This is a genomic window from Neobacillus drentensis, assembly GCF_036966985.1.
GTDB classification, from domain to species: Bacteria; Bacillota; Bacilli; order Bacillales; family Cytobacillaceae; genus Neobacillus; species Neobacillus drentensis_E.
Genome location: NZ_JBALSN010000274.1, coordinates 1 through 7,117 on the forward strand (window position 1 = coordinate 1; position 7,117 = coordinate 7,117).

At 41.8% G+C, this 7,117-nt stretch carries 4 protein-coding genes; 3 read left to right on the forward strand and 1 reads right to left on the reverse strand.

The genetic code is table 11. The features are described 5' to 3' along the window. Positions 1–3,809, forward strand: a 3,809-nt coding sequence (gltB, locus tag V7659_RS18365) for a glutamate synthase large subunit (protein WP_335541234.1), incomplete at its 5' end; no start/stop codon positions are given. A gap of 16 nt (positions 3,810–3,825) precedes the next feature. Next, a complete protein-coding gene (gene gltD / locus V7659_RS18370) occupies positions 3,826–5,310 on the forward strand; it encodes a glutamate synthase small subunit (protein ID WP_335541235.1) in 1,485 nt (494 codons plus the stop codon). Positions 5,311–5,453: 143 nt separating this feature from the next. Here the strand turns inward: gltD and V7659_RS18375 are convergent, their stop codons facing one another. After that, positions 5,454–5,963 (reverse strand): DUF2179 domain-containing protein, encoded by a 510-nt coding sequence (locus V7659_RS18375; protein WP_026567590.1) that lies wholly within the window; start codon positions 5,961–5,963, stop codon positions 5,454–5,456. Between the two features lie 331 nt (positions 5,964–6,294). Between V7659_RS18375 and purT the strand changes: the two genes are divergently transcribed. Beyond that, positions 6,295–7,117 (forward strand): formate-dependent phosphoribosylglycinamide formyltransferase (gene purT, locus V7659_RS18380; protein WP_335541239.1); only part of this gene is annotated, 823 nt, incomplete at its 3' end.

Below are 7,117 nucleotides of genomic sequence, written 5' to 3' on the forward strand. Positions count from 1 at the left end.
TTCATAATGGAGAAATTAATACACTTCGCGGCAATGTTCAATGGATGAATGCGCGAGAAAAGCAATTCGTCTCGGAAGCATTTGGTGATGACCTGCAAAAGGTGCTTCCAATCCTTGATACCGAAGGAAGTGACTCGTCAATTTTAGATAATGCGCTTGAGTTTTTGGTACTTGCGGGCAGGAAGCCTGCTCATGCTGCCATGATGCTGATTCCTGAGCCATGGTCAGAAAACCCGCATATGACAAAAGAAAAGAGAGCTTTTTACGAATATCATAGCTGCTTAATGGAACCTTGGGATGGTCCAACGGCTATTTCCTTTACGGATGGTAAACAAATCGGAGCGATTTTAGATCGAAACGGCCTTCGCCCGGCTCGTTATTACGTTACGGATGATGATTATATTATTTTTTCATCAGAGGTTGGCGTCATTGATGTTGAACCGGAAAAAGTATTATATAAGGATCGTTTAAGCCCAGGGAAAATGCTGTTGATTGATTTAGAAGAAGGACGGATTATTTCCGATGAAGAAGTAAAAACGAAGATGGCTGAAGCACTTCCTTATCAACAATGGCTGGATGAACAGCTTGTTAGATTAAATGAAGATAAATCTACCGAAGAAGAGGTACTATCAGATTTACTCGTACGACAGAAAGCATTTGGCTATACCTACGAAGATATATCAAAATACTTGGTTCCAGTAGTTAATGAAGGAAAAGACCCAATTGGGGCAATGGGTAATGACATGCCATTAGCGGTTTTATCTGAGCGTGCGCAATCCTTGTTTAACTATATCAAGCAATTATTTGCCCAAGTAACCAATCCGCCCATTGACTCACTTCGTGAAGAAATTGTCACATCAACGATGACGTTATTAGGCTCAGAAGGAAATATATTACAACCTTCAGCGGTAAACTGCCGTCGAATTCAACTTGATACACCGGTCATTACTATTAGTCAATTAGAGCAATTGAAATCATTCGATTCAGCCGATTTTAAGAGTAAGGTCATTGACATTCTATTCGATGAAAATCTGGAAGGCAGTCTTGATAGGATTTGCCAAGAGGCGGATTCCGCCATCTCTGAAGGTGTAAGTCTACTTATCTTATCTGACCGTCAAATGAATAAGAAAGAAGCAGCGGTTCCTTCGTTATTGGCAGTAAGTGCTCTTCACCAGCATTTAATTCGTGTAGGCAGTAGAACGAAGGTAAGCATCATTATTGAATCGGGTGAAGTACGTGAGGTCCATCATTTGGCAGCTCTAATTGGATATGGTGTTGATGCCATCAATCCGTATCTTGCGTTCGCAACTTATAAGCAGGCTATCTTAGATGGAAGTTTAGCGTTTACCTATGAAGTAGCGGTAAGCAAGTATGTAAATGCGATGACCGAAGGCGTCGTAAAAGTGATGTCAAAAATGGGGATTTCAACCGTTCAAAGTTATCGCGGTGCACAAATTTTTGAAGCGGTTGGCATTAGCGGAGAAGTCATTGAACGTTATTTTACTGGAACAGTTTCGCAGTTGGGCGGGATTGGTTTAGATACGATTGCCAAAGAAGCAAAAATGCCTCATACAGTCGCTTACGCCGATTCTTATGATCAAACTTTAGATTCAGGAAGTAACTTCCAGTGGAGAAAAACAGGGGAACATCACGCTTTTAACCCTGGAACAATTCATACACTGCAATGGGCTTGCCGAAAGGGCGATTATGATTTATTTAAACAATATTCCAAGCTTGCAAATGAAGAGAGAATTGGATTCTTACGGAATTTGTTCTCATTTGATGAAACTAGAAAATCTTTATTCATTGACGAGGTTGAATCAGTTGATTCCATTGTCCGCCGTTTCAAAACAGGGGCGATGTCGTTTGGATCAATTAGTAAAGAGGCGCATGAAACTTTGGCGATTGCGATGAATCGTTTAGGCGGTAAAAGCAACTCGGGTGAAGGCGGGGAAGATTCAAACCGCTTTACCTTGGATGAAAATGGCGATAACCGCCGTAGTGCAGTAAAGCAAATTGCTTCCGGCCGGTTCGGAGTAAAAAGTCATTATCTTGTCCATGCGGATGAGCTTCAAATTAAAATGGCACAAGGAGCAAAACCAGGTGAAGGCGGACAGCTTCCTGGCAATAAGGTATATCCATGGGTTGCTGATGTTCGTGGTTCCACACCAGGTGTAGGGTTGATTTCACCACCACCACACCATGATATTTACTCGATTGAGGATTTGGCGCAGCTGATTCACGATTTGAAAAATGCCAATCAAGATGCCCGCATTAGCGTGAAACTAGTATCCAAAGGCGGAGTTGGAACGATTGCTGCCGGTGTGGCAAAAGGTGCTGCCGATGTCATTGTCATCAGTGGGTATGATGGTGGAACCGGAGCATCTCCAAAAACAAGTATCCAGCATACGGGACTACCGTGGGAGCTTGGTCTTTCTGAAGCGCACCAAACATTAATGTTGAATGGGTTGCGTGATCGTGTTGTCCTTGAGACAGACGGTAAATTAATGACTGGAAAAGATGTTGTAATGGCGGCATTATTGGGGGCAGAAGAGTTTGCTTTTGCGACTGCACCGCTCGTTGTGCTCGGATGTGTGATGATGCGCGTTTGTCATTTAGATACGTGCCCGGTTGGAATCGCTACGCAAAATCCGCAGCTTCGTCAAAAGTTCACAGGGGAAGCTGACTACATTGTTAACTACATGCGTTTTGTTGCTCAAGAAGTAAGGGAATTAATGGCGGAGCTTGGCTTTAGGACAGTAGACGAAATGGTCGGCCGTACAGATGTATTGAAAATGAGTGATCGAGCGAAAGCGCACTGGAAAGCAAAGGACTTAGACCTAACTCCATTGCTTCACCAACCTGAGGGTGCTCGCACATATACAACACCACAAAATCACAAAATTGACGAGTCGCTTGATATCCAAAAAATCATGCCGGCTGTTCAAACAGCATTACAAGATCAAATTCCAGTCGATGTGAGTTTCCCAATTACGAACGTGAACCGTGTCGTAGGAACAATCGTCGGAAGTGAAGTTTCGAAGCGTTATGGCGAAGTGGGACTTCCTGCCGATACCATAACCTTGAGGTTTACAGGGTCTGCAGGGCAAAGCTTTGGTGCGTTTGTTCCGAACGGTGTGACATTAGAGATTACGGGTGACGTCAACGATTTTCTTGGAAAAGGCCTATCTGGTGGAAAACTGATTGTTAAAGCAAACGAATCTTCTAAACTATCAGCTGGAGAAAATGTTATCGCCGGGAATGTTGCTTTATACGGTGCTACTAGCGGTGAAGCGTATATAAATGGACGCGCTGGCGAACGATTTGCTGTCCGTAATAGCGGTGTGAATGTGGTTGTCGAAGGTATTGGCGATCATGGCTGTGAATATATGACGGGCGGACGCGTTGTTATTTTAGGTGATGTAGGCAAAAACTTTGCTGCCGGGATGTCCGGTGGAATTGCGTACGTATTAGCTGATGATCAAGAGGCCTTTAAGAAGTTATGTAATCAAGAGATGATTGAAATAGAGTCGTTGACGAAAAACGATGAGGATGAGCTAATGCAATTAATTCAAACTCATTTCTATTATACGAATAGTGTGAAAGCAAGCTTTGTTCTAGAAAACTGGGAAAATCATGTCAGGAAATTTATCAAAGTCATTCCAAAGGACTATAAACGGATGCTGGAGCAAATTCAGAAGCAAAAGGATGCAGGTCTACCAGAAGAAGACGCGGTTATGAGTGCGTTTTTAGCCAATTCTGCTAAACCGAAAAATACACCAAAACAGCCAGAAGCTGTACTACGTTAAGAAAGGGGAGAGGAAGATGGGAAAAACAACAGGATTTATGGATTACTATCGAGAAAAAGGTAAAGAACGAAATCCCCTTACGCGAGTAAGCGACTGGAAAGAGTATTCCCTGCCTTTTTCGGACGAAACTTTAAGTAGACAAGGAGCGCGGTGCATGGATTGCGCCACTCCTTTCTGCCATATGGGGATGGAAATTCAAGGGGCAACATCAGGCTGTCCGATTCATAATCTCATCCCCGAATGGAATGATTTGGTCTATCGGGGCCGATGGAAAGAAGCCCTTGATCGGTTGCTTAAAACGAATAATTTTCCGGAATTCACGGGGCGGGTTTGTCCTGCTCCTTGTGAAGGTTCATGTACATTAGCGATCGCTGACCCTGCGGTAACGATTAAAAACATTGAACAAGCAATCATCGATAAAGGGTTTGAAAATGGCTGGATTGCTCCTCGGATTCCAGCGAGCAGAACTGGGAAAAACGTTGCGATAGTCGGTTCTGGTCCTGCTGGATTGGCCAGTGCCGATCAACTAAACCAGGCAGGTCATTCGGTAACGGTTTTTGAACGTTCTGACCGTCCTGGTGGGTTACTCATGTATGGCATTCCAAATATGAAGCTTGATAAAGAAGTCGTGGAGCGTCGAATCAGTTTATTAACCCAAGAAGGGATCAAGTTTGTCACGAATACAGAGGTTGGCAAAGATATTACTGCTGAAGAACTGCACACACAATTCGATGCTGTCATTCTTTGTACAGGTGCTCAAAAACAGCGTGATCTAGTCATTGAAGGGCGCGAGGCGAAAGGGATTCACTTCGCCATGGAATACCTGACCAAGGCGACGAAGAGTTATTTGGATACGAATTTTGAAGATGGTCAGTTTATCAATACGGAAGGCAAGGATGTCATCGTGATTGGCGGCGGTGATACGGGAGCGGACTGTGTGGCAACAGCCCTTCGTCAAAACTGCCGAAGTGTGGTTCAGTTTGGCAAACATCCACAATTACCTGAGACGCGTACTTCAGGAAATATGTGGCCAGCCTATCCTAATGTTTTTACCATGGATTATGCGTATAAAGAGGCAGAAGCCAAGTTTGGTGAAGACCCCCGTCAATATTCGATCCAAACAAAGAATATTGTTGCGGATGAAAAAGGCCGCTTAAAGGAACTTCACACGATTCAAATGGAAAAATTAAGAGACAATGAGGGTCGATTCTATTTTAAAGAAATCCCAGGAACCGAAAAAATCTGGCCTGCACAATTTGTCTTTATTGCAATCGGATTTGAAGGAACAGAACAGCCGCTGTTGAGTCAATTTGGTGTAAATGCATCCAATCAAAAGATTGAAGCAGCCTATGGTGAATACCGAACAAATGTTGAGGGTGTATTTGCTGCAGGTGATGCAAGAAGAGGACAAAGCCTAATCGTTTGGGCGATCAATGAGGGACGTCAGGTTGCTCATGAAGTTGATCGCTATTTGATGGGAAAATCCTTTTTACCTAAATAATAATATAAAGATAAAAAAGGCCTGGTTTGAATATTAACGGGTTCCATCTTTATATAAGACATAAGAAATGACGTGTGGATTGTCACACGTCATTTTCTATCTTGCAAATATTTCGTACAACCATTCGCTGTGTTTCAATTCTTCTATCGAAGTCGGTCCAATAGGAAACCGCCTTTAAATCTTCTCGGCTCATATGAAATAATAAACGCATTAGGTTCAAATTTTTCGACAGTAGCTATTAGTTCATTTTCTCTATTTCTCTTCGTTAATATTTCCATTCGATAACGTTCACTGTCTCGGCCTTCTCCTGTATATAAAGTAACGCCAAAGCCATTTTTTCGTAATGTGTCTATCAAACTACTATTTTTTTCTTGTGTATTAACCGTTACGTTTATATAACCAATCGCTATTTTTTGTTCCAATTTCGTCCCAAGGATAATTCCTAACCCGAATCCAACTGCATAAACAACCATTGATATAATACTTTGATCTCCACCAAATACGAGTGAAAGGCCAAAAACATAAATTAACATTTCTGCTATACCTAGGATCGATGCTAACACTGTTATATTTTTAACCAAAAAGATTGTTCGCAGTGTGTAAATAGGTACATAAATCAATTGTAACAGTAAAATCAAAAGAATCTCTTTCACTTTGGCACCTCTATCGTCAATTTTAAATTACTTTTTATTTTATCTCTTTTAATCTAAATAAAATAGTGTTTTTCTTACCATCTCTTCTTTTATCCGTTAATTTACGAATCTTTTATTTCCTTTATATTTATATCCATGGGATGCAAAAACTACTAAATTTCTAATGATTGATGAATCCAGGAGGCTAAGTTTTACCGGTACCACTTCTCGATTGACGAATGATAAATATTAAAAAATAGTTAATGTTCGTTTTTTAATTAATTTATCTATTGATATTCCTAATGATTATACGATATTATAGTCAAAAAGCAAACAATTAGGAGTGGATAAGATGTTTAGTTCCTCAAATTCTAGCAAACCCAAAAAAGTAATGTTACTAGGTTCAGGAGAGCTCGGAAAAGAGACGATTATTGAGGCTCAGCGACTAGGAATGGTGACTATTGCTGTTGACCGTTATGAAAATGCCCCTGCCATGCAGGTTGCGGATCATTCTTATGTTGTTGACATGCTTGATGGAGAAGAACTGCGAAAAGTGATTGAACTAGAAAAGCCGGACTTAGTTGTTCCTGAAATTGAGGCAATCGCAACGGAAACATTAATCGATCTTGAAAACGAAGGTTTCAGTATTGTACCAACGGCCAAAGCAACTAACCTGACGATGGATAGAGAAGGAATCCGCAGATTGGCAAACGAAGAACTGGGAATCCCTACGGCGAAATACGGATTTGCAGACACGCTGGAGGAATTAAGGAGTGTTGTGCAAGAAATTGGAATTCCTTGTGTGATAAAACCGATAATGAGTTCATCTGGAAAAGGGCAAACCATCTGCCGATCCTTTGAGGATGCAGAATACTCTTGGAATGAGGCCATTTCAGGTGGCAGAGGCAAAAAAGCTCGAGTGATTGTCGAGGAATTTATTCATTTCGATTCCGAAATCACACTCTTAACGGTTCGTTCTGTCTCAGGCACAACCTATTGCGCTCCGATTGGTCATGTCCAAAAAGATGGGGACTATATTGAATCCTGGCAGCCGCATGCAATGTCAAAGGAACAAATAATTGAAGCGCAGGACATTGCAAAAAAAATCACAGATGCCCTCGGTGGATACGGCCTTTTTGGCGTTGAATTATTTCTTTCGGCAAATGGGGTTTATT